Below are 20,014 nucleotides of genomic sequence, written 5' to 3'. Positions count from 1 at the left end.
CTTGGCGACGTCTATCGTCGCAAGGTGGCAGCATTGGCCGAGACACTCAATGACACCGCGATACGCACCTCGGCTCTGGAGAACATTCGCAGCCTGATCTCATCAGTGACCATCCGCGAGGTCGATGGCCGAACTACGATCGAGCTTGAAGGTGCCATCACTGCGATGATTGCGTTGGCCCAACCTAAAACTGGAAAGGATCTTGAAGGGAGTTCGGTGAAAGTGGTTGCGGGGGCCTGATTGCACAGAGACTTGCAATATCTGCGTCTTTGGATGCGTCGCCCAATGCTTCTGCATAACAACCCGCGATAGATGGAGTCTCGGGTATTGAGTGTCTTGCGCCTAGCGATACCGTTTTGGGGCTGAAAGGAGGATGCTCGCAGCTGGGGGGCTCAGGATAACAGCGGACATTCGGGTGACCGATATGGGATGCGTTGGCTCCGTCATGCTGGGTCACCCGAACGAGGTTCGGAACAAGCCCGCCCCTTCATTTGTGAGGTGGGACGCTCGGCACACCTCACAAATCAGGATGGCGATTGACGTCCTTGTAGAGCAGATAGCGGAAGCGTCCCGGGCCGCCGGCATAACAGGCCTGGGGGCAAAAGGAGCGGAGCCACATATAGTCGCCAGCCTCGACCTCCACCCAGTCCTCGTTCAATCGATACACGGCCTTGCCTTCCAGCACATAGAGCCCGTGCTCCATGATGTGCGTTTCCATGAAAGGAATGATGGCGCCCGGCTCGAAGGTAACGATGTTGAGATGCATATCGTAGCGCACGTCGGACGGATCGATGAACCGGGTGGTTGCCCAGCGGCCCTCGGTATCGGGCATGGCGTGCATAACGCAATCGTCTTCGTGGGTGAAGATGGCCGGCGGCGGTTCCAAGCCATCAACGACCTTGAACGCCTTGCGGACCCAGTGAAACCGGACCGGCGCTGCGCTTTCGTTCTTGAAGGTCCATTTCGCCCCCGCGGGCAGGTAGGCGAACGAACCGGCGCGCAGCGGATGCTCGTGGCCGTCATAAGCGATCTTGCCCTCGCCCTCGACGACGAAAATCGCCGCCGAAGCCCGTGCATCCGGTTCCGGCCTGACGCTGCCGCCACCGGACGCGACCTCCATGATGTACTGGGCGAAAGTTTCAGCAAAGCCGCTTAACGGGCGCGCGATGATCCATGCCCTGGTTCCATCCCAATGCGGCAGGACGCTGGTGACGATGTCGCTCATCACCGTCTTCGGGATTACCGCATAGGCTGTCTTGAAGACCGCCTTGCTGGAGAGTGTCTGTGTCTGCGGCGGAAGACCGCCAACCTGCGAAAAATAATGATTACCGCTCATTCTGCCACCCATGTCTAAACCGTCTTTCGGCAGCCCAGTCCTGCGGCGTAAGCGTCTTGATGTCAAACTGAACTCGCGTTTTCAGGTGCGGTACAAATCTCTCAAGCCACACTTGAAAGAGACCGCAGTCAAACAGTGCATTCAAAGGACGACTGTCAATGCAGAACCTGTGACAGGAAGGTTTTCAACCTTTCGCTTCGCGGGGCCTCGAAAAAGCTGTCGGCCGGCCCCGCTTCGACAATTTCGCCTTTATCCATGAAGATGCATCGATTGGCGACCCGACGGGCAAAGCCCATTTCATGCGTCACGCAGATCATGGTCAGTCCGTCGTCGGTCAGGTCCTCCATGACCTGCAGAACCTCCTTGATCATTTCGGGGTCCAGCGACGAGGTCGGTTCGTCGAACAGCATGATCCGCGGCTCCATGCACAAGGCCCGGGCGATCGCGACCCTCTGCTGCTGTCCGCCCGAGAGCTGGCTCGGATATTTATGCGCCTGATCCCCGATCTGCACGCGGTCAAGAAAGCGTCGGGCAAGGCGCTCCGCCGCTTCGACGGTCGCGCCACGCGCCAGGCGCGGCGCAAGCGTACAGTTTTCCATGATGGTCAGATGGGGAAACAGATTGAACTGCTGAAACACCATACCGACTTCGATGCGCACATCCTGCGTGGTCGTTGGTGATCCGTCGAGCTCGATGCCGTTGACAATGATCGACCCCTCATCGTGCGGCTCCAGGCGGTTAATGCAGCGGATGAGGGTGGATTTGCCGGATCCCGAGGGACCGCACACCACAATCTTCTCGCCGCGTCGCACCTCAAGATCAATTCTGTTCAGCGCTCGGAACTTGCCGTACCATTTCTCGACGCCCTTCATGCTGACGGCAATGGAGGAGGACAGGGACGGCTCGTTCTGGGGAGGGGCAACCCCGGTCATAGGGCATGCTCCTTGCGGGCCACCAGCATCGAGCGCTTGGCTTTCAGCCAGCTGGAGGGGTGGAACAGGAGAGAGCCGATGGTCTTGACCGGCTTTTCATTGCGACGGGCATCCTCGGCCGCGTGATGACGGTTCAGGTGTGATTCAAGCCGGCGGAAACCAAGCCGCATCACGTTGACCAGAACCCAGTAGAAGGCTGCGACTGTCAGCATCGGGGTAAACGGGTCGTAGGTTCTCTCGAAGACCTCATTGGCGACTGCTGTCAGGTCGATGATGGTGATCACGCTGATGACGGCCGTGCCTTTGGTCAGCATGACGACTTCGTTCTGGTAGGCCTTGATCCCGTACCGCATCGCCAGCGGTAGCTGGATATAGCGGAAGGTGTCGCGTGGCGCGATTCCGAGCGAATTCGAGGCTTCGCTAAGCCCGGCAGGAACCGCCTCAAGACTTCCCCTCACGACGTCGACCATGAAGGCAAGGTGGTTGAGCGTCAGCCCGATCACGGCGCAGGCAAATGCGCTTCCGAAGATGAACCAAAGCGGCCCGTCGCGCAGCGCCTCGATCTGACCAAAGCCATAATAGACAAGATAGAGAAGGATCAGCAGCGGCGCACCGCGGAAGAACATCACGAAAAAGGCCGCCGGCAGAGCGAAGACCCGGTTCGACGACATTCTCGCCAGCGTCAGCGGGATACAGAAGATCAGGCCGAGGACCAGGACGATGATGGTCACCAGCATCGTCGTCCAAAGCCCGTTGAGCATGGCGGGCAGAGACTCCCAGACGAGGGCGAAGTCGATCACGAGCGCGTTCATGTGTTCACCCTGGCTAGGCCGCGGTTGAAGCGAACTTCAATACGGGCGGCGAATGGCATGGTCAGCGCGCTGAAGACGATGAAGAACAGCGACGCCGCGATGAAGAAGACGAAAGGCTCATTGGTCGCGCCGGCGGCGATTTTCGCATTGGCGACAAGGTCGTTCAAACCCGCGAGAGACACCAGCGGGGTATCCTTGAGAACGATCAGCCAGATGTTCACCAGCCCCGGGAAGGCAAGGCGGGCCACCTGCGGCAGGATTACGTGTCGCCACGCCCGGAATGCACTCAGGTTGAGTGCCGCGCAGGCTTCGAATTGTCCCTTGGGAAGATTGCGCACGGCGCCGTGCAGCAGTTCGGCGACATAAGCCGCGTAGACGATGGTGAGCGCCGTGAGGCCCGCTCCGAACGGGGTGACATCAATGGAGCGCGACATGCCGAACAGGCCGGTCAGGATCGCGCTTCCTCCATAATAGAGGAGGAAGATGACAAGCAAGGACGGGACACCCATGATGATCGAGGAATACACCCGCCAGACGGCCTGGATCACCACATTCCGCGACAGGGTAATGATCCCGATCACCGTCCCCAGCACCAGCGCCAGGGAAAATCCGGCGACGAAGAGTTGCATTGTCACGACCGCGCCACCGCCGATCTGGCGCACATATCCCCAAAACTCCGCTGATGATATTTCCATGTCGGAACCCTTTCATCCGTGAGAGCAGCAAAGAGGCTGTGTTCAGTTGGTCTTGCCTTCGCAGGCCTCGTCTTCGGGAAGAATGGCGATGTCCATGTATTTCTTGCGGATGGCCGTGTAGGTGCAGTCTGCCATGATCGCCTTGATGGCGGTGTCCATGCGGGCCACCAGAGCTTCCTCGCCCTTTCGGGCCACCCAGGACAGGCCGCGTTCATCTTCAGGCACAGAGGCCTCGCCGATCCAGTATTCTTCGCCAACGATCTCGAAGGCCTTGCCCTCCGGCTTGCCAAGAAAATCGACAACGACGTTCAGCTTGGCCTCGAAGGACATGTTGATGCGGCCTGCGACCATATCGAGATGAATCTGGTCGGGATTGTCATAGAGGACATATTCGACGGCATCCCCGAACAGGTCCTGCGCCACCTTGATGTGCGCGCCGCCCCGCTGCAGCCCCATCTTCAGGCCCTTGTCGGTGAGCCCTTCCTTGGTCATCGTGTAGTTACCGTTCGCGGGGAGGACAAACACCATCGGATTGGCGACGATCCGGGTGCTGAACAGCATCTTCTCCTTGCGCTCGGCGGTCGGCGTGACCTGCGACACGAGAATATCGAACTTGCCCTGCAGCAAAGACGGGATCAGCGCCTTGAAATCCATGACGATGATTTCGCATTCGACGTCCATGCGCTTGCACATCTCACGCGCCAGATCGGCTTCGATGCCGGTCAGGTTTCCAGCGGCGTCGACCATGCTGAAGGGCGGATAGACACCCTCGTTCCCGAGCTTGAGGGTTTCAGCCGCGGCAGGCAGATGGCCCAGAAGAAGGGCCATCATGCCCGCTACGACACCTATACGGCGGCGCACCTCAGCCTGTCGCCGACCCCCGACCCGGTTGGAGGAAGAAAACCTGCTGATGCCTTGTATTGAGAGCATGCCCATGGACTTCATTCCCATTGGTTGGAGACAGGAGAAAAGCGGAGGTGAGCGCCTGTTGCACCGCCCTATTCGGACGCTGCTGCACAGGCCTCCTCGCCGGCCAGGATCGTGATGTCGAGATATTCCTTGCGGATCTTGGTGTAGGTGCAGTCTTCGATGATCGATTTCAGGGCAACGTTCATGCGCTCGACAATCGCCTCGTCACCCTTGCGCACGGCCCAGCTATAACCGCGCTCGTTCGCCGGGATCGCCGGATCACCGAGCCAGTGATCGCCACCGGCAAGCATGTAGTCCTTGCCTTCAGGCTTGTTGATCAGTTCGAGCGTCCAGTTGATCTTGGAATCGAAGACGAGGTCAACGCGACCGGCAAGCAGATCGAGTTGCATCTGGTCGGGATTGTCGTAGAGGACAGGCGTGAACAGCCCGGTGAAGTTCTTCTCGACATAGGGGATCGAGGATGCGCCCCGCTGAAGGCCGAGCTTCAGGTTCTTGCCGCCAAGCCCCTCTGGCGTGAAGGTCAGGTTGCTGTCCTTGCGCACGACGAAGGTCGCCGGATTGTAGACGATCGGCAGTGCATAAGTGAGCTTTTCCAGGCGCTCCGGCGTCGGGGAGAGCTGGCTTGCCAGGATGTTGAACTTGCCCTGCAGGATAGACGGGATCAGCGCCTTAAAATCCATCACCACGAATTCGCATTCGACAGTCATGCGCTTGCACATCTCGCGTGCGAGTGCCGGTTCGAATCCGGTGAGTGAACCGTCGGACGCAACGATGCTGAAGGGCGGATAGACGCCCTCGTTGCCAAGGAGAAGTTTTTCCGCCGAAGCCGGGCGCGCCGTGAGTGTCAATGCTCCCAAGAGCATGGAAGCGACAGTCAATACGGTTTTCGAATGCATGGACATGAGAGAACTCCCTGGAAATGAAGATGGGGAAGGCGATGTCGGATCGAGCCGTGTCTGCGGATGCTAAAAGTCCAGAAGATTGTCGCGTAGCTGCTCATGCGCGTAGGCTTTTCGTGTCAGTCCGCGATGCTGCAAGACCGGGACGAGGCCGTCGGTGATCGAGGCGATCGTGCGCCGGTTGACATTCGGTTGTTCGATGAGAAAACCGTCACCTCCGACCTCCTGCATGACCTCTGCCATCTGGCTAGCAATGCTGTCGGGCGTGCCGACCATGTCGACGCAATAGCCGCTGGTGGTATGCTCGATGATTGCCTCACGCAGGGTCTTGCCGGATGAGCGCGCAAGGAACTGGGCCAGACTGGACTGATGGCCATTGGTGGTAAATTCGCCGATCGGGGCGTCGAGATCGCAGCCAGAAAGGTCAAGATTGGTGCTCCAGCCGAATCGCGCCAGACGCTGGTCGATGTATTTCTCGGATGCGGCCTTGCGCTCGGCTATACGTTCAGCGGCTTCCGTCATCGTCTCTGTCACAATCGGCTGGACGAGGAAGAGAACCTTACATTTGTCCGGGTCGCGCCCGATGGCTGCCATCTCGGTGCGGACGTCATTGCGATACTGCTTCATCGCTTCCACGCCCTTCGGCGCCGCGACAATGGTGTCGGCATAGCGCGCGGCAAATCCCTTGCCGCTCTTCGAGCCGCCGGCCTGGGCGATGACAGGTTGGCCCTGGGGGAGAGGGCCGGAATTCAGTGGACCGCGCGAGGCGTAGTATTTGCCCTTGTAATCGATCGTATGGACCTTGTTATGATCGATAAGCACCCCAGTGTCGCGATCACCGACGATCGCCCCCGGCTCCCAGGACCCCCAGAGTCCCTGACAGATCTGCATGTATTCTTCGGCCATGACATAGCGCTCATCATGGTCTGCGAGCTTGTCCATTCCGAAGTTCTGAGCAGACAGATCCGAGCTGCCGGTCACCACATTCCAGCCGCCACGTCCAAGCGAGATCTGGTCGAGCGTGCCGACGATCCGAGAGGTGAGATAGGGGTGGTAGGCAAAGGTCGACAAAGTCGGAACAATGCCAAGCCGTGTGGTCGCAGCCGCCATCAGGGTTGCAACGACAGAGGGTTCCTGACGTGGGACGCTGATGCCATTGGTGAGAAATATTTCGCGGGAGTCCTGCCAATTTTGTCCAACATAGATCGAGTCTTCAATGAGGATATAGTCAAAGCAAGCGCGCTCCATCGCACGAGCGAGATCCAGATAGGCGCCAGGATGCATCCATTCTCTGGCAATATTTCCGGACCATTTATCGCCCCAGCCACCAATGCTTGAGCCCTGCAGAAACCATCCAAGATGAAACATATTCGTTGGCATGAAACGCGCGCTCCTTCGCAGCCGCTACCTACCTCCCTTGAGGATGTTGCTTTGCTGCATCGCAGTATGAGGACCGTAGCGACGTTTCCTGCTGATAAACATGGTGAAAACTGAAAATGAACTCCGGCTGAACCGAAGCTTTTGGCGCATCTTATTGCATCGCGATGATGTTTTTTTAATCAACGAACAGCACGCAGATAGAGTGTCATTGCTAGAATCTGCATAGTCACATCATGCAGGATTGCATCGTCCCTTTCAGAACGTCCGCAAGTAGAAACCAAATAGATCGATAGTGCTGCTGATGCCGCAGTAAGTTCTGCAACCGACGTCGTTCACGGCAGTTAGCCCGCAGCATGACTTTGACACAGAAAGTCTGTCAGGCGCCCTTCCAGCCAATCAATCTGGCCGGCGTAGGCCCTCGATCGTCTTGCCGCGGAAAAAAAGGAGGGGTTCGCCATCGGCGCGGGAGGAGGCCGCGACCACCCTTCCTATAACGATGGACACGTTGCCGTGCTCAACAACGGTCTCCACGAGACAATCGAAGACGCCAAGAGCCCGACAATAGGCTGGGGCGCCGGTTGCAAGCGTCGCCCATTCGTCGTCGACGAAACGGTCGGCATTCTGCAGTCCGGACTTACCTCCGAACGCGGTCGCGACATGAGCAGCGGCTGCATCGAGAAAGTTGACTGCAAAGTGTCTCTGAGACAGGACGCCTGCAAGCGCGCTGGTTTTGCGATCAATGGAGACCATCATGGTTGCGGGGTCGGCCGCCACGTGTGTCGCAGACAGGCCGAGAAATCCGACAGGTCCCTCGTCGCTCCTGGCTGTGACGATCGTCATTCCGGTGGCACGTGTGCCAAGGGTGCGCCAGAAAGTGCCTTGATCAATCGTCGGCAGCTCGGGGGTTGCTGGTGGAATGGCGCCGATCTCTATCATCACGAAGTCTCCGATGGTTTGTGGACGGTCATAGCCAGAATTCGGACGCCCGAGCCGGTCGGTCATCTGTTGCCTGTGTTTGATTGATCCCCGCAATTAGGCCATAGGAGGCCATGCGAACAGAGAGCTCATATGCCGGCGCGAGGATCACCATCTCGTCTATTTCGTAACCGGTCTTGAGCCCCGCAATTCTGGCGAAAACCTCGTCGGGGGTACCGAACACCGCCGTTTTGCGCAGACGCTGGATCGTGTCCTGATCAAGGCCGACAACCGCTGCGATTGCGTGTTCGGGCTGCTGCAACGGCACCATGCGTCCGGCATCTCTCGAGAGACGCCAGGGGACATACGAGAGGAAAAGGCGCTCGGCCTCGGCACTGGTTGGCGCTGCCATAGCAATGAGGCACATGCCGACAAGGGGTTCTGTCAGGGTCGGCGAGGCGCGAAAGCCTGCGCGATACGCGCCGATTGCCTGGGAGGCTTCGCTGTCGCTGCCAAAAAAATGCGCTTGGCAGAAGGGCAGCCCGAGATGGCCTGCGAGACGTGCGGAGTATTTGCCTGACCCGAGGATCCAGGGCTGAGGTGCCGTTGGCCCTCGGGGTTGTGCGAAAACTCCGGCGAAGACATGGTCATCACCGAGTGGCTCACCGCGAACCAAGGCAAGTGTGTCCTCGACATTGGCGGGAAAGCTGTCCATCGCAGACATGGAGACGGGATTATCCAGAGCATCGGGTCTCAAGGCATAGGCGGTCTGACGATCGGCACCGGGACCGCGACCAAGCCCGAGATCGATCCGCCCAGGTGCGAGCGCTTCAAGCACACGGAATTGTTCGGCAACCTTCAAGGGTGCATAATGCGGGAGTATAACTCCAGCACTACCGATCCTCATCGTGCGCGTCGCCATGGCAAGTGCACCCAAAAGGACTTCGGGCGCGGATCCGGCCATGGCCGCATTGCCGTGATGCTCCGAAACCCAATAGCGGTGATAGCCGAAACCTTCGCAGGCGCGGGCAAGCGTGACGCTGTCACGAATTGCCTGCGCCGGCACATGTCCGGCGGAGACCAGCGATTGATCTAGGACGGAAAGTGGAATCCTCCTGGTGGAGGTGCCAGCGATGTCAACGCATTGCAGCATGACAGGTGGCCGCGCCTGCATCTGGGAAGGGATGATCGCCGATGGCGAAGCGGTGGGCGATGAGATCGGCAATGGTTCCGACCTTCATTCCATGACGCCTGGCAAAGGTCATCAGGTCCGGTAGGCGCGCCATGGTCCCGTCCTCGTTCATGACCTCGCAGATGACGCCGGACGGCGGCAGTCCGGCGAGACGGGCCACATCCACCGCCGCTTCGGTGTGACCCGGTCTCGTGATCGTCCCTCCATCGCGGGCAACAATCGGAAAGACATGGCCTGGCATCACCAAATCTGACGGCCCAGCCTCGGGATCGATCGCGACTGCGATGGTGTGTGCTCTGTCATGTGATGAAATCCCTGTAGTCACACCCTGACGGGCTTCGATAGAAACGGTGAATGCAGTCTTCAACGGTGCGGTAGTAACAGGAGCCATAGGTGGCAATGCCAGTGCTTCTGCGCGTTCCCGCGTGATGGCGAGGCAGATCAGGCCGCAGGCGTTCCGCGCCATGAAGTTGATGACATCGGCGTCGGCGAAACATGCGGGGATGATAATGTCACCTTCGTTTTCTCTATCCTCGTCATCGACGAGAATGAACATCCGCCCCTGCCGCGCCTCCTCTATGATCTCCGCAGCACTCGCGACTGTCCCATCCGGTCGCGTCTTCGTCCTCTGGAATTCCGGGGTCATGATGTTCACTGCTGTCTCCTATCGTTCGCCATGCCATTTGCTTGAAGCTACGCCGGACCACATTCAGGCGACGGCGTGGAATTTCCGATCGAAATAGATGAGAGCCCCACTTTCCACAGTGTCCTGGCCGGCCACGGCCAGAACCTCGCAAAAGAAGACATCATGCGTGCCGATTGTACTGACGCTGGTCACGCGACAATCGAAATTGACGATGGCACCGGTCAATACAGGCGCGCCGGTGACGAGCTGGGTCCAGTCTCCGCCTGCGAAACGCTGCGCCATATCCTTGTTGCCGCCCGATCCTGCAAAGGTCATCGCCAGTTCCTCCTGCGGTCCGGCGACCGTATTGACGCAAAGGACGCCCGATGCAGCAATCGTCCCGTGTGCCTGGACGGTGCGCTTGATGCAAACGAGCAGTGTCGGCGGGCTGTCCGTGACGCTCGACACCGCCGAGGCGGTAAAGCCACACCAACCGTTCTCGCCCGTGCTGGTGATGATGTTCACTGCCGCCGCAAGCTTGGCCATCGCGTTCCGGTAGTCCTGAGCTTCGACGGGAAGCCGCAATGTCAAAGCACCATCTGGTTCTGTCGTCGGAGGGATGATCTCATTGATTGCTTGTGTCATCGGGGACCTCTTTTCGGATGTTGCCACCTGGTCGCGGCCTCAAAAGGTGATCAGAATTCTCGCAGCGTTTCGCGCAGGGTTGACTTGGTGTATTCGGTCCGGGTTAGACCCCGGCGCTGCAGCGCTGGTACGAGGCCCTCGCAGATTTCGAGGATGTATTGGCGGCTGATCGTCGTCGTGAAGGGGCGCGTGATGAGGAAGCCGTCGCCTCCCACCTCCTCCATGATCTCCCCGAGACGGTCGGCAACCTGATCGGGCGTACCGACGAGTCCGTCGATTCCGCGCGATACCTGCTCCATGCAGATCTGGCGCAAAGTCTTGCCGCTGCCCCATTGCGCAAAGGCATCGAGTGACCCCTGTTCGCCATTGGTGGTCAGGTGCGGCAGTTCAGCGTCGAGATCGAACTGCGAGAAGTCGATATCGGTGATCGAGCTAATCGAGGCGAGGACTTTCTCGATGTAATCGGGATGCGCCGATATCCGCTCAAACTTTGCATGCGCTTCGGCTTCTGTTTCTCCAAGCACGGGAGCAATGACGAACAGGACCTTGATCTCATCCGGATCGCGTCCGCCGGCTTGTGCCCTTGCTCGGACATCGTCCCGATAAGCCTTGATGCCATCCACACCTGAAGAGGGCGCAATGATGCTGTCGGCGGTCATGGCCGCAAACTGGCGACCGCGCGGCGAGCCCCCCGCCTGTACGAAGGTCGGACGCCCCTGCGGGCCAGGCACGCAGTTCAACGGCCCGCGGCACTTGTAATACTTGCCGACAAATTTTATCGGCCGCACCTTGCTGAAGTCGGCATAGGTTCCGGTCTCACGATCGAGCACGACGGCATCCTGGTCCCAGCTGCCCCACAGCTGCTTGCAGAGTTCGACATATTCGTCCGCCATGTCATAGCGGTCCTGACGGGGCGGCAATTCATCCATGCCGAAGTTCTGGGCGGCGAGATTCTCGCCGCTGGTCACAATATTCCAACCAAAACGTCCGCCGGAAATGCTGTCGAGTGTCGAACACAGGCGAGCGAGCATGAAAGGTGGATAGGCCATGGTCGACATGGTCGCGACGACGCCGAGATGCTTCGTGTTGGCGCCGATCAAGGCAGCCATCGGTGCGGGATCCGCCTTCGGGCCCATGATCGCATGCTTCAGATAGACCTCGGTGCTGTGGCCATAGGCTTCCGAAATCATCAGGGTGTCTTCGAGCATGATATAGTCGAAGCAGGCGCGCTCCATGGCCTTTGCCATGTCGATGTAGAAGTTCCCGTCCCATGGCCGCCCGCCGGCGCCAAAGGGATGGTTCCACTCGCTGACGGCGAAGTTCATGAACCAACCGAGGTGAAAGCGCTTTGGCATGTCTGATGTCCTCTTGTCTGATGCAGATCGGTCATTCACTCCCGGCGCGGGTTCCTAGAACTCGCGAAGGGTCTCGCGCAGCGTCGGCTTTGTGTATGCCGTGCGGGTCAGGCCACGGCGCTGCAGGGCCGGCACGAGGCCTTCACAAATCTCGGTGACATACTGGCGGCTGACTTTCTGGAAGGGCGAACTGATCAGGAAACCATCACCGCCGACGGCCTCCATCACCTCGCCCAGCCGTTTGGCCACCTGGTCGGGCGTGCCCACGACGCCGTCGAGACCGCGCGTCGCCCTATCGCTGATCAGCTGCCGCAGCGTTTTGCCGCGGCCCCATTGCGCAAAGGCGTCGAGTGAGCCCTGCTCGCCATTGGTGGTCAGCCGGGGCAGTTCCTCGTCAAGCTCGAATTGCGAAAAGTCGATATCGGTGACCGAGCTGATGGAGGCCAGCGTCTTCACCTGATATTCGGGCGAACTGACATAGTCGTCGAGCTTGGCCTTGGCAGCGGCTTCGGTCTCCGCCAAGACGGGGGTGACGATGAAGAACACCTTCACCTCGTCCGGATCACGCCCGCCGGCTGCCGCACGAGCGCGAATATCATCGCGATATTCCTTCATCGCTTCGATCCCGGATGCGGCTGCAATAATGCTGTCGGCGGTCATCGCCGCGAACTGGCGACCACGTGGCGATCCCCCTGCCTGCACGAAGGTCGGACGACCCTGCGGGCCGGGCACGCAATTCAGCGGCCCGCGGCATTTATAGTATTTGCCAACGAAATTGAGGGGTCTGACCTTGCGGAAGTCGGCATAGGTGCCGGTCTCACGGTCGAGCACGACGGCATCCTGGTCCCAGCTGCCCCACAGCTGCTTGCAGAGTTCGACATATTCATCCGCCATGTCATAGCGGTCCTGGCGGGGGGGCAGTTCGTCCATGCCGAAGTTCTGGGCGGCGAGATTTTCGCCGCTGGTCACGATATTCCACCCGAACCGCCCGCCGGAGATGCTGTCGACCGTCGCACAGAGGCGGGCGAGCATGAAGGGCGGATAGGCCATGGTCGACATTGTAGCGACAACGCCGAGATTGCTTGTCTTGCTGGCGATCAGTGCCGCAAGCGGCATGGGATCACTCTTCGGCCCCATCAGAGCATGCTTGAGGTAGACCTCCATGCTGTGGCCATAGGCCTCCGAAATCATCAATGTGTCTTCAAGCATGATATAGTCGAAACAGGCACGCTCCATGGCCTTCGCCATGTCGACATAGAAGTTTCCGTCCCAGGGTTTCCCACCGGCAGAGAAGGGAGCATTCCAGTCATCCACGGAGAAATTCATGAACCAGGCGAGGTGAAAGCTCTTGGGCATTTTACGCTGTGTCCTTGCATCCATCGTACCTGCCGCAGCCGTAGAACGGCCCGCAGGTAAAGGGGGGTGAAGGAACGTTAATCGCAGTGCAGCATGAGTGACCATCGGCAAAGCTCGATGCTTTGATTGGTCAGGATGGATGCTTTTCGAACAGGCCGTTTCCCTGCAATCATAGTATCTTGCTTGTGTCGGGAGGGACTCCCCTAGAACATCTGCAACTTTACGTCTTAGTGAAAAAGCTGCGCAAGCTGTCATTCCGCGCCCAGAAAGTGTTGCGGCGCACCATTCGGGTCAAGCCATGCCATTTACATGAGCAGTTCGCGCATGTCCGGCAACGGCTCGTTGGCGTTGCCCCTGAGTGCGACGGATTCCAAGCCCTTGAAAAGTTGACTTTTATCAAAGATCGCAAATGCGTTTCTTGTGTTGGCACAATCTTTGCTGAGGAACTTAATAGGGCGGCTCAAACAGTCAGAACTGGTTTACAATGTCCAATTTGTCCCAGATCTATGATGTAGACCTCAAGTTGCTGCGATGCTTCTGCACGATCGTCGAGGAGGGTAGTTTTACGGCTGCCCAGTCGGTATTGAACCTCTCGCAATCCATGCTGAGCGAATATCTGAAATCGCTGGAAATTCGCCTCGGCGTTCGGCTCTGCCAGCGCGGCCCGAAAGGCTTCAAGCTCTATCATGAGGGCGAGGTCGTCTATCAGGCGGCAAAGGAGTTGTTCGCCTCGGTGGAGAACTTCAAGCAGCGGGCGTCCAATCTCAATGACAGTGCCGGACATGAACTGATCATCGGAGTCCAGGACCACATCGTCGACAATCCGCGTTCGCGCATTGCGGAAGCCATCAGCCGGCTGGCCGAGTACTACCCCAATGCGCGCTTCAAGCTGGAAGTCATGCTGGGATTTCAGATGACAGGTCATGTGGCCGACGGCCTCATTCACGTCGGCATCGGCCTGACCGACGACCACTTCAGCCAACTGACATTCGAACCGTTGTTTCCGGAAACGGCGGCGATCTATTGCGGCCGGGCGCATCCGCTGTTCCACATTCGCGATTCCGACATCACGCTGCAGCAGATCGAAAGTGCTGTCTATGCCAATCGCGGCCATCTCGAACACTTCCATCCCGAACGGATCCGGAATGCAGCAACCCGTGGAGATATTGGATACGGCGCACATGCGCATATGACGCTGATCCTGTCGGGCCGCAATATCGGCTATCTGCCCGACCACGTTGCTCAACCGCATGTCGAAACGGGCCGGCTGCGGGTGCTGCGCCAGGATCTCACCCGACGGGTGCATGCCATCGCGGCGGTGACGGGGCCAAGTTCCAGCGAATTCAAGCTTGCGCGCCGGTTCGTCGATTGTCTCATCGACACCCATATGGAAAGCATTCCGATGACCAGCAAGCTGGCTATGGTCGCGTCCTGACAAGCGTCCTGTTCCTACGGGCCTGATCGGTTCAACGCGTTCGCTCGATCTGCGTTTTCGGGCCGCGAATTTCGTCGAACCGTGTAGATCGTTGAGCCCATGACGATCACCGCACCCAGCATGGTCGACATCTCGGGTATTTCGCTGAAGACCAAAAAGCCGAGGATGATAGCAATCAGGAGCCGGGTGAATTCCAGAGGCGCCAGCGCTGAAGCCTCCGCCACCCGGAATGCAAGTGTGAAGAGATACTGTCCCAGCGTCCCGACTATGCCGATCACAGCCAAGAGGACCCATTCTTCCCTGGTTGGCCACTGCCACCACAGAAAGGTCGGCACCGCATAGGCCGCGCAGAGCACGAAAGACTGGTAGAGCATGACGGTTTCCGTCGACTCGGTGCGTGCCATCAACCGGATCGATACGGTGACGCCGCACAAAAGCAGCGCGCTCAAGACTGCGACCAGACTATAGACGTCGACGGTCCCGCCAGACGGTCTCAGCATAATAAGGACACCGGCGAAGCCGACCATCGTTGCCAGCCACCGTCGCCAGCCCACCTTCTCCTTGAGAATAACGACGGCGGCAATGGTCATGAAAATGACCTGACTGAAGCCGAGCGCCGTCATGTCTGCGAGTGGCAGATACAGAAGCGCCAGAAAATAGGTGTACTGCGAGCCAAGGCAGACGAGCCCTCGTACGATGTGTCTTCCCAGGTATTGGGTGCTGAGCGCGCGCGAGAGATCGCCGAGCAACAGCGGCAGAAGTATCATGGTCAGGATCACCTGCCGGATCAGCAATATCTGTGGAAGCGGCAACCCGTCACCAATTTTCTTGATGGCCACCATCATGATGCAAAACATCACGACCGACAGTATGAAGAGAATTGAGCCGCGCATGTTGTCAGGCACGGCGATCCATTTCTGCCTACCCTGGCTGTGCAGCACAGCGAGACGGTTGATCGGCCTATACAACGGAAGCGCAAAGCGCGGGATAGCCGCAACCGGCTCGTGTCCGGTGACGATCGGCATTGCCGCAGCCGTCACGCTGGCAAGATCCGACGCATCAAGGGACGGCAATTGTCCCGGACCGCTGCACGCTTCACTGTGATGCAGCGAGGTTCTCCCAGAGCCCAGTTCCTGTTTGCTCATATTGGATCCTGCCGTGTGACCTTGGCATAGCGCTGTATGAGAACCAGTCCAATAAACCCCTGCAGAGTCGCAAGCCCCAGCCAGACCTCTTCAATACCGAACCCGACGAGTAGGTGATAAGCAGCGCCGACAGGGAGCCCAATTCCCCAATAGGCGATGATCACGACCAACATCGCATAGCGGTTATCTCCAAGCCCCCGCAGCACGCCCATCCCGGTACCGTAAACGCCGTCGGCGAAGATGAAGAGACTGGCAAAGAGCACCAGTGACTGCGACGCTGCCAGCGTTGCGGCATTGCCCGGATCATTGATGTCAATGAACAGGCCGATAAAGACGTTCGGGAAGGCGAGGACGACCAGAGCCGCAGCGGCCATCGAGACAGTGCCCATGGTGACGCCGACGAAGCCGGCCACCCGCGCGTCCTGGAAGGCCAGTGCACCTCGCCGATAGCTGATCCGCAATGCTGCGGCGTCACCAAATGAAACCGCCAGCGAATAGGCGATTGTGCCGAAATTCAACGCGATCTGGTGTGCGGCAAGCGCAGCAGCTCCGAACTGGCCAACCACGACTGTCGCGATAAGGAAGAAGATCCCGTCGACGCCCTGCAAAGTCCCGATCGGCAGGCCAGCCCGGATAAGCTCCCGCAATAGCGACAGTCGGATCCGTGTGAAGGGAATGAGAGAACGACTGCGCCCGCAATGAACGGCGGCCAGCATGACCAGCGCCGTCAGCCACGTCACGCCGACCAGAGCGACGGGAATTCCGATTGCACCCATTGGCGGCAGACCAGAAAAGCCAAAAACGAGACCAAACCCCGCGACGACATAGAGCACGAGGGAGAGAGGCGTGAGCGCATACAGGATCCACGTCATGCCTAGCGCTGGAAGCATGGTGCGCATCAACCCGAGACGCAGAAGATTTGCCGGTTCGCCCCAACGCAAGACGTGAAGTATCCTTTCGGCTTCGGCCACGACCTCTGGAGGTTGGCCGAGCACGGCAAGCAGGCCGGGCGCTACGGTCATCCACGCGAAGGACAGGACCGACAGTGCCAGCGCCAGATAGAGACCGTTCCAGTAGAAACCGGAAACGCGCTTGGCGTCCCGTCCGCCATTGGCGCCGGAGGCGGCGACGCCGGCGACAAGAAGGATTCCCGCCAGAATATTCGTGCTGACAGCCACACGGATCGCTAGACCTGCCGCGGCGAGGGAGGCACTGCCCAGCCAGCCGAAGAGAAGCAAAGTCGTCGTCGTCATGGCGAAGTTCGAGAGATGGCCCATCAGGATCGGACCCGCTAGCCGCGTCGTCTGGCCAAAATGCGTGGCGACGCTTTCAGCGCAGGGATTTCTGTCGAACACGGCGCCCCGTCCACCCACTTGGGAAATGGCGCCGTCGCTAAAACCGACGACCCTTTGGCTTGCCGGTTCCGTGAGGTTATCCATGCGGTTCAGACCAATTGAGGAGAGACGACGGTTTCCCGACTGCGCCACGCGAGAGGGTGGGACCTGAAGAACTGGATCCCAGGGAGATCACCTAAAGGCGATCATCTGCACAGTCCGGTCCGACCTCAAACGTGTCCACCCAGAGTTTCTTGTGCCTCGTCATAGATCTCTGAAACGTGCATCGACCATCACAAAATTCGAAAGCGCGGTTCGACTACCCCAGATGTTCAGGGGCCTGCCGAAACGAAATCGCAGCTCACGCATCTGATTTCGGGATGACAGTCTAAACGCCAGAAACCGCCCCCATAGCATGGAGGCGGTAAGACGTTTGATCTGTCCGATCTGAGAGATAAGTGACCAAACTGGTTGCGGGGGCAGGATTTGAACCTGCGGCCTTCAGGTTATGAGCCTGACGAGCTACCGGGCTGCTCCACCCCGCGCCAAGAGCGCAACTATGATTGTTGCGCTTGAGAGTTCTTACCAAGCAAAAAGGGCCGCTTTATGCGGCCCGATGTTTTCGGCTTGGGCCGATTTTGTGTTGAGAAGATTGGTGTATTTGCGATGCAAAACCTGAGGTATTTGCTTTTACAAAACCTGACAACATTGCCTTTAGCAGACCTGGCAGCGACCTACTCTCCCGCGTCTTGAGACGAAGTACCATTGGCGCTGGGGCGTTTCACGGCCGTGTTCGGAATGGGAACGGGTGCAGCCACCCCGCCATGACCACCAGGTCGGCTAAGGGCAATGTTGTTGAGAAGCTGGTACAGGGATTACCTGTTTGTCTTTTTGAACACGTATTTGGCATCATCGCCCGGTTTTGTCCGGGCCGATGAGCATGGTCAATGAGAACGATCAAGCCAATCGAGCTATTAGTAACGGTAAGCTTCATGCATTACTGCACTTCCACACCCGTCCTATCAACGTGGTCGTCTTCCACGGCTCTGATAGGGAATACTCGTTTTCAGGTGGGTTTCCCGCTTAGATGCCTTCAGCGGTTATCCCTTCCATATATAGCTACCCTGCTATGCCCTTGGCAGGACAACAGGTCCACCAGAGATATGTCCATCCCGGTCCTCTCGTACTAGGGACAGATCCTGTCAATATTCCTACACCCACGGCAGATAGGGACCGAACTGTCTCACGACGTTCTGAACCCAGCTCACGTACCGCTTTAATTGGCGAACAGCCAAACCCTTGGGACCTGCTCCAGCCCCAGGATGCGATGAGCCGACATCGAGGTGCCAAACAACCCCGTCGATATGGACTCTTGGGGGTCATCAGCCTGTTATCCCCGGCGTACCTTTTATCCGTTGAGCGATGGCCCTTCCACACGGGACCACCGGATCACTATGACCGACTTTCGTCTCTGCTCGACTTGTCAGTCTCGCAGTCAGGCGGGCTTATGCCATTGCACTCGACGACCGATTTCCGACCGGTCTGAGCCCACCATCGCGCGCCTCCGTTACTCTTTCGGAGGCGACCGCCCCAGTCAAACTACCCACCATACACTGTCCCGGATCCGGATGACGGACCGCGGTTAGACATCCATGACGATAAGGGTGGTATTTCAAGGATGGCTCCACAGAAACTGGCGTCCCTGCTTCAAAGCCTACCACCTATCCTACACATGCCGACACGAATGCCAGTGTAAAGCTATAGTAAAGGTGCACGGGGTCTTTCCGTCTGACCGCAGGAACCCCGCATCTTCACGGGGAATTCAATTTCACTGAGTCTATGTTGGAGACAGCGGGGAAGTCGTTACGCCATTCGTGCAGGTCGGAACTTACCCGACAAGGAATTTCGCTACCTTAGGACCGTTATAGTTACGGCCGCCGTTTACTGGGGCTTCGATTCAAAGCTTGCACCTCTCCTCTTAACCTTCCAGCACCGGGCAGGCGTCAGACCCTATACGTCGTCTTGCGACTTCGCAGAGCCCTGTGTTTTTGATAAACAGTCGCTACCCCCTGGTCTGTGCCACCCCATTACACTTGCGTATAAAGGGGTCACGCTTCTTCCGAAGTTACGCGTGCAATTTGCCGAGTTCCTTCAACATAGTTCTCTCAAGCGCCTTGGTATACTCTACCTGACCACCTGTGTCGGTTTCGGGTACGGTCTGTACGGTGGAGCTATTTCCTGGAACCGCTTCCTCGCCCATTCAATCCAATAAGAATGAACAAGTTACGCGATCCGTCACTACCACCAGGCCCACGAATATTAACGTGGTTCCCATCGACTACGCATTTCTGCCTCATCTTAGGGGCCGGCTAACCCTGCTCAGATTAACTTTAAGCAGGAACCCTTGGTCTTTCGGCGAGGGGGTCTCTCACCCCCTTTATCGTTACTCATGTCAACATTCGCACTTCCGATACCTCCAGGGCCCCTCACGGGTACCCCTTCACAGGCTTACGGAACGCTCCGCTACCACTTGCAGTAAACTGCAAATCCTCAGCTTCGGTGCATGGCTTTAGCCCCGTTACATTTTCGGCGCAAAGACCCTTATTTAGACCAGTGAGCTGTTACGCTTTCTTTAAATGATGGCTGCTTCTAAGCCAACATCCTGGTTGTTTTGGGATCCTCACATCCTTTCCCACTTAGCCATGACTTGGGGACCTTAGCTGGAGGTCAGGGTTGTTGCCCTCTTCACGACGGACGTTAGCACCCGCCGTGTGTCTGCCGACTAGTACTCCCAGGTATTCGGAGTTTGGTTAGGATCAGTAAGACGGTGAGTCCCCATAGCCCATCCAGTGCTCTACCCCCTGGGGTATTCGGTCGACGCTCTACCTAAATAGATTTCGCGGAGAACCAGCTATCTCCGAGTTTGATTGGCCTTTCACCCCTAGCCACAAGTCATCCCGATCTATTGCAACAGATATGGGTTCGGCCCTCCAGTTGGTGTTACCCAACCTTCAGCCTGCTCATGGCT

The 20,014-nt window shown here is 58.2% G+C and carries 17 protein-coding genes, 1 tRNA gene and 2 rRNA genes (1 of these 20 running past the window's edge); 2 read left to right on the top strand and 18 right to left on the bottom strand.

All coding sequences use genetic code 11. The annotated features are described in order from the left end of the window. Positions 1 to 33 precede the first annotated feature (33 nt). Positions 34 to 240, top strand: a complete 207-nt coding sequence (locus BSY240_RS17190; protein ID WP_069043100.1) for a hypothetical protein — start codon at positions 34 to 36, stop codon at positions 238 to 240. A gap of 277 nt (positions 241 to 517) precedes the next feature. On the opposite strand, the gene BSY240_RS17185 is transcribed toward BSY240_RS17190, so the two are convergent. From BSY240_RS17185 to BSY240_RS17125, 13 genes are all read right to left on the bottom strand, one after another. After that, positions 518 to 1,336: a bifunctional allantoicase/(S)-ureidoglycine aminohydrolase gene (locus BSY240_RS17185; RefSeq protein WP_069044028.1), complete on the bottom strand. Its 819-nt coding sequence runs from the start codon at positions 1,334 to 1,336 to the stop codon at positions 518 to 520. A 155-nt stretch (positions 1,337 to 1,491) separates the two neighbouring features. Further along, on the bottom strand, positions 1,492 to 2,268 hold the full coding sequence (locus BSY240_RS17180) for an amino acid ABC transporter ATP-binding protein (RefSeq protein ID WP_069043099.1): 777 nt from the start codon (positions 2,266 to 2,268) through the stop codon (positions 1,492 to 1,494). Beyond that, positions 2,265 to 3,080 (bottom strand): ABC transporter permease, encoded by an 816-nt coding sequence (locus tag BSY240_RS17175; RefSeq protein ID WP_069043098.1) that lies wholly within the window; start codon positions 3,078 to 3,080, stop codon positions 2,265 to 2,267. The genes BSY240_RS17180 and BSY240_RS17175 overlap by 4 nt, the downstream gene beginning before the upstream one ends. After that, positions 3,077 to 3,742 (bottom strand): ABC transporter permease subunit, encoded by a 666-nt coding sequence (locus tag BSY240_RS17170; RefSeq protein WP_236759273.1) that lies wholly within the window; start codon positions 3,740 to 3,742, stop codon positions 3,077 to 3,079. Before BSY240_RS17170 ends, BSY240_RS17175 begins: the two co-directional genes overlap by 4 nt. Before the next feature lie 75 nt (positions 3,743 to 3,817). After that, the gene (locus BSY240_RS17165; RefSeq protein ID WP_054147630.1) at positions 3,818 to 4,606 is read right to left on the bottom strand and encodes a transporter substrate-binding domain-containing protein; all 789 of its coding nucleotides are present in this window, start codon (positions 4,604 to 4,606) and stop codon (positions 3,818 to 3,820) included. Positions 4,607 to 4,773: 167 nt separating this feature from the next. Continuing rightward, on the bottom strand, positions 4,774 to 5,607 hold the full coding sequence (locus BSY240_RS17160) for a transporter substrate-binding domain-containing protein (RefSeq protein WP_210183761.1): 834 nt from the start codon (positions 5,605 to 5,607) through the stop codon (positions 4,774 to 4,776). Positions 5,608 to 5,670: 63 nt separating this feature from the next. After that, positions 5,671 to 6,984: an NtaA/DmoA family FMN-dependent monooxygenase gene (locus BSY240_RS17155; RefSeq protein WP_069043097.1), complete on the bottom strand. Its 1,314-nt coding sequence runs from the start codon at positions 6,982 to 6,984 to the stop codon at positions 5,671 to 5,673. 396 nt (positions 6,985 to 7,380) lie between these two features. After that, the gene (locus BSY240_RS17150; protein WP_236759272.1) at positions 7,381 to 7,986 is read right to left on the bottom strand and encodes a flavin reductase family protein; all 606 of its coding nucleotides are present in this window, start codon (positions 7,984 to 7,986) and stop codon (positions 7,381 to 7,383) included. After that, positions 7,949 to 9,052 (bottom strand): LLM class flavin-dependent oxidoreductase, encoded by a 1,104-nt coding sequence (locus BSY240_RS17145; protein ID WP_069043096.1) that lies wholly within the window; start codon positions 9,050 to 9,052, stop codon positions 7,949 to 7,951. Before BSY240_RS17145 ends, BSY240_RS17150 begins: the two co-directional genes overlap by 38 nt. Continuing rightward, a complete protein-coding gene (gene ribB / locus BSY240_RS17140) occupies positions 9,036 to 9,737 on the bottom strand; it encodes a 3,4-dihydroxy-2-butanone-4-phosphate synthase (protein ID WP_083229752.1) in 702 nt (233 codons plus the stop codon). The genes BSY240_RS17145 and ribB overlap by 17 nt, the downstream gene beginning before the upstream one ends. A gap of 63 nt (positions 9,738 to 9,800) precedes the next feature. Beyond that, the gene (locus tag BSY240_RS17135) at positions 9,801 to 10,361 is read right to left on the bottom strand and encodes a flavin reductase (RefSeq protein ID WP_083229654.1); all 561 of its coding nucleotides are present in this window, start codon (positions 10,359 to 10,361) and stop codon (positions 9,801 to 9,803) included. Positions 10,362 to 10,411: 50 nt separating this feature from the next. Then, positions 10,412 to 11,716, bottom strand: coding sequence for an NtaA/DmoA family FMN-dependent monooxygenase (locus BSY240_RS17130; RefSeq protein ID WP_069043095.1), 1,305 nt, complete (start codon positions 11,714 to 11,716; stop codon positions 10,412 to 10,414). 54 nt (positions 11,717 to 11,770) lie between these two features. After that, positions 11,771 to 13,072: an NtaA/DmoA family FMN-dependent monooxygenase gene (locus BSY240_RS17125; protein ID WP_069043094.1), complete on the bottom strand. Its 1,302-nt coding sequence runs from the start codon at positions 13,070 to 13,072 to the stop codon at positions 11,771 to 11,773. A gap of 484 nt (positions 13,073 to 13,556) precedes the next feature. Here BSY240_RS17125 and BSY240_RS17120 point away from each other — a divergent pair, with 484 nt between their 5' ends. After that, positions 13,557 to 14,507, top strand: coding sequence for a LysR family transcriptional regulator (locus BSY240_RS17120; protein ID WP_054147625.1), 951 nt, complete (start codon positions 13,557 to 13,559; stop codon positions 14,505 to 14,507). Positions 14,508 to 14,521: 14 nt separating this feature from the next. On the opposite strand, the gene BSY240_RS17115 is transcribed toward BSY240_RS17120, so the two are convergent. From BSY240_RS17115 to BSY240_RS17095, 5 genes are all read right to left on the bottom strand, one after another. Further along, the gene (locus BSY240_RS17115; protein WP_069043093.1) at positions 14,522 to 15,652 is read right to left on the bottom strand and encodes a DMT family transporter; all 1,131 of its coding nucleotides are present in this window, start codon (positions 15,650 to 15,652) and stop codon (positions 14,522 to 14,524) included. Next, positions 15,649 to 17,007: an MATE family efflux transporter gene (locus tag BSY240_RS17110; RefSeq protein ID WP_171901590.1), complete on the bottom strand. Its 1,359-nt coding sequence runs from the start codon at positions 17,005 to 17,007 to the stop codon at positions 15,649 to 15,651. The genes BSY240_RS17115 and BSY240_RS17110 overlap by 4 nt, the downstream gene beginning before the upstream one ends. Positions 17,008 to 17,454: 447 nt before the next feature. Beyond that, positions 17,455 to 17,531 (bottom strand) — tRNA-Met (locus BSY240_RS17105). Positions 17,532 to 17,707: 176 nt separating this feature from the next. Further along, positions 17,708 to 17,822, bottom strand: a 5S ribosomal RNA gene (rrf, locus tag BSY240_RS17100). Positions 17,823 to 17,939: 117 nt separating this feature from the next. Further along, positions 17,940 to 20,014 (bottom strand): 23S ribosomal RNA (locus tag BSY240_RS17095) (it continues 724 nt past the right edge of the window).

This window comes from Agrobacterium sp. RAC06, from assembly GCF_001713475.1.
In the GTDB taxonomy this organism is placed as follows: domain Bacteria; phylum Pseudomonadota; class Alphaproteobacteria; order Rhizobiales; family Rhizobiaceae; genus Allorhizobium.
The sequence above is the reverse complement of the archived record's forward strand: the minus strand, read 5'-3'. Positions and strand labels throughout refer to the sequence as shown.

Bases quoted from the DNA above. Each gene is read 5' to 3' on its own strand.
- BSY240_RS17120 (WP_054147625.1), top strand. From the start codon at position 13,557: ATGTCCAATTTGTCCCAGATCTATGATGTAGACCTCAAGTTGCTGCGA.
- ribB (WP_083229752.1), bottom strand. From the start codon at position 9,737: ATGACCCCGGAATTCCAGAGGACGAAGACGCGACCGGATGGGACAGTC.
- BSY240_RS17185 (WP_069044028.1), bottom strand. From the start codon at position 1,336: ATGAGCGGTAATCATTATTTTTCGCAGGTTGGCGGTCTTCCGCCGCAG.
- BSY240_RS17165 (WP_054147630.1), bottom strand. From the start codon at position 4,606: ATGATGGCCCTTCTTCTGGGCCATCTGCCTGCCGCGGCTGAAACCCTC.
- BSY240_RS17145 (WP_069043096.1), bottom strand. From the start codon at position 9,052: ATGCTGCAATGCGTTGACATCGCTGGCACCTCCACCAGGAGGATTCCA.
- BSY240_RS17150 (WP_236759272.1), bottom strand. From the start codon at position 7,986: ATGACCGACCGGCTCGGGCGTCCGAATTCTGGCTATGACCGTCCACAA.
- BSY240_RS17155 (WP_069043097.1), bottom strand. From the start codon at position 6,984: ATGCCAACGAATATGTTTCATCTTGGATGGTTTCTGCAGGGCTCAAGC.
- BSY240_RS17160 (WP_210183761.1), bottom strand. From the start codon at position 5,607: ATGTCCATGCATTCGAAAACCGTATTGACTGTCGCTTCCATGCTCTTG.
- BSY240_RS17130 (WP_069043095.1), bottom strand. From the start codon at position 11,716: ATGCCAAAGCGCTTTCACCTCGGTTGGTTCATGAACTTCGCCGTCAGC.
- BSY240_RS17115 (WP_069043093.1), bottom strand. From the start codon at position 15,652: ATGAGCAAACAGGAACTGGGCTCTGGGAGAACCTCGCTGCATCACAGT.
- BSY240_RS17180 (WP_069043099.1), bottom strand. From the start codon at position 2,268: ATGACCGGGGTTGCCCCTCCCCAGAACGAGCCGTCCCTGTCCTCCTCC.
- BSY240_RS17125 (WP_069043094.1), bottom strand. From the start codon at position 13,072: ATGCCCAAGAGCTTTCACCTCGCCTGGTTCATGAATTTCTCCGTGGAT.
- BSY240_RS17135 (WP_083229654.1), bottom strand. From the start codon at position 10,361: ATGACACAAGCAATCAATGAGATCATCCCTCCGACGACAGAACCAGAT.
- BSY240_RS17175 (WP_069043098.1), bottom strand. From the start codon at position 3,080: ATGAACGCGCTCGTGATCGACTTCGCCCTCGTCTGGGAGTCTCTGCCC.